2 protein-coding genes are annotated in these 2,837 nt (G+C 30.8%); both read right to left on the reverse strand.

Going from position 1 to position 2,837, the window contains the following annotated elements; genetic code table 11:
• Positions 1–663: hypothetical protein (locus GH664_RS22190; RefSeq protein WP_153170259.1), on the reverse strand; the 663-nt coding region annotated here is incomplete at its 3' end.
• A gap of 507 nt (positions 664–1,170) precedes the next feature.
• On the reverse strand, positions 1,171–2,715 hold the full coding sequence (locus GH664_RS22195; RefSeq protein WP_153170260.1) for a hypothetical protein: 1,545 nt from the start codon (positions 2,713–2,715) through the stop codon (positions 1,171–1,173).
• Positions 2,716–2,837: the final 122 nt, after the last annotated feature.

Genomic DNA, 2,837 nt, shown 5'->3' on the forward strand with positions numbered 1-2,837 from the left:
AGCTTCACCAGTTTGACCATTTCCAGATGATTCTACTATATCTTGAGAGTAATGTTCATCATTTCTATAGTACAGGTTTATACTAGATTCTAGTGGAATGTAAGCTCCAACATATCTCTTAAAACCATTTCTATCATCAGGGTCATTTCTAGTAAATAGCATAGTATGAGTATAGTCCAATACTCCTAAATATGTATCACCACCAAAACACATTGCTTTATCGTATCCTTCCCAAGATGTTTTAACATAAGTATTAGTACTGTTATATATAGAATAGCTTCTACTCATAAAAGTGTTACCACCATACTGTGTAGTGTTTTTCTTTATGTTAACAAACAATACAGCATTGTGTCTATATTTCCTTAATAAAGGAGTGGTACGAATTCCTGTATAATTACCAGAGTATACATCTGGAGCACTAATAGCTAAACATACTCCATGAGGACCAAGTGCTTCTCTAGAGCCAATACTATAGTTTATAAAACCAAATCTATCTATGTAATCTACTATTTGTTTAGCATCAAATGCTTCTTGATATGGAGATATGTTAGTTGGCTTAGTTACATCTTTTATAGGGAAAGATTGACGCAAATTAGAATTATCTTTGTGAGCATAATTCTTACCAAAGAATTGATAGTATTTACATATACCACCGCTTACCATATCACCATCTTGTTCATAACCATCGAATACTCCCTAAGAAGCACTAGGTTTATTACCAGTATGTTCAGAATATTCTACAGGTCCACCAAATGGATTTTGTACATTATTAGTACTTTTTCCTAATACTTTAGTAAACGGTATACCTAATCTATAATGCTTATTGTTAGCGTCATTACAGTATGTAGCAGAGTGTGCACAATATAATGGCACAATACTCATACCACTAGTAACAATCTGATCTGATTTCTCTTTATTAAAACATATATCAGCTGTCACTAAATCAAATATACCGTATGTGTCAAACGGATTCTAATCCTAAGCATCTTGTTGTACAAACAGATTCTTACTTGAATTATAGAACCCTTGTACAAATTCTGGAGCTACGCCTTCTTTAAAAGTAGGCATAATAGTAGGTCTTCTATCTATGCTACCTATAGAGTATTCTGCTCTATAATCTTCAGTATTATTATACCACCCGTTGAATCTAATAGTTTTATTTAGTAACCCCTAAGTAACTATTGTTCTATCGGCTAATGTTCTATCACATCTTACTATTTCATAGGCTACTACATCAGTAGGAAGATTATTTACATAGAACATTATACCAAGTGGATGAGATACTAATTCGTAATTACCAGATCCGTCTACAGTTCCGCCAAAAGTAAAAGGTTCATAACCTTCAACATCAGCAGAAGGGAATCTAATATCTCCAATCCAGTGTACAGGTGAAGGTATATTCTTATTATTATACAATATTATACCATACCTATATACTTCATCTCTTTGATGACTTAAGAAATTAGATACATAGTAAGGATCGCAATAGTTTCTTATTCTAGATTTACCATCACTATTAAATGTATGTACTAATTCTTTTGTTTCAGGACATACTAACTTAATAGTATTATAAGATTTTTTAGATGATGATAAGCTCATACTATATGGTACAAATTTATCACCTTCATCGTCAACTACTGGAGTATTGTCAGACTCTATTAAATCTGTTATAATAAATCTATAGCTAATATTTAGACCTCTACCACCTCTAACAATTCCATTATCATCATATCCAAATGCATATTCATCTGTTGAATTATTAGGATATACCATTGAACTATTCATTGGGTTTATACAATCGTGTTCTTCTGGTATAACTAAATCTGTTTCTGGACTAGTTAGTTCTTGAAAAGTAGTAGTAATATCTTGATTACTTATACTAGAGTTTAATTTAATAATACCATTACTATTACATCTATATGCTCTAGCATCATAATCTACATCCCAAGTTAATTCCTGCACATTAGAAGCAAACAACCTATTGTCCATTTTTGCTATACTTTTAGCATTAAATTCAAATGGAACAAGATCGTTAAATTCTTCTATACTTAATTCGTTAACATAACTACTACCAACATCATTGTAATTAAATGTTATTACATTATCTTCAGATTTAGGTAAGTCTAATTCATTAATTACATATATCTTAGGAGTTTGAGTATTGCTAGTATACTGAATACTAATGATTCTTATTTTTTCAAATCTACCATCATTAAACAAAGTAGCTTGTAACATACAACCTTTATCTGTACTCTCACCTTGTCTATCACCTTTAAATGTTTTAGATGAATTTGAATTACTAGATGATATAGGTATCATAGAACTTAATGAAGAAGTAGATGTTTCTCCGCCATGTACACTGAATAACTGATAACAATATTGTATCATACCAGCTGGTAAATTACCAGATGTCAATTCAATAAACTTAAACGGTGCAATAGTAGAACTAGGTAATAGATCAAAGTAAGTATCATCTTCTATGTGATTAGTTTTATCTGTCTTATATTGAGCAGATATATTAATGCATTTAATAGAAGAAGTTCCATCAGATATATATATCTTACTTACTTTATCTGACTCATAATTAGTAACGATAGCTACTTTATTAACTAGATTCATAACAGCAGATACTACTAAAGTCCAAGTAGGTTTAATACTGTTGAAATCAGTTATAGCCCATATATTATTAATATAAGTTCCTTCATACAATTCCATAGTAACTACTATACCACATTCTTCTACTATCTTCTTAGTAGAATTGTACCACCTAGTTACTGCTGTACCAAGTATATTTTCAGATGCTTCAATACCACCTTCGTACTATCTTACATCTTCTA

This window comes from Thauera sp. 2A1, from assembly GCF_009469595.2.
Lineage (GTDB): Bacteria > Pseudomonadota > Gammaproteobacteria > Burkholderiales > Rhodocyclaceae > Thauera.

Excerpts from the sequence above, each read along its gene's own strand:
- GH664_RS22195 (WP_153170260.1), bottom strand. The coding sequence starts at position 2,715 with ATGGAATTGTATGAAGGAACTTATATTAATAATATATGGGCTATAACT.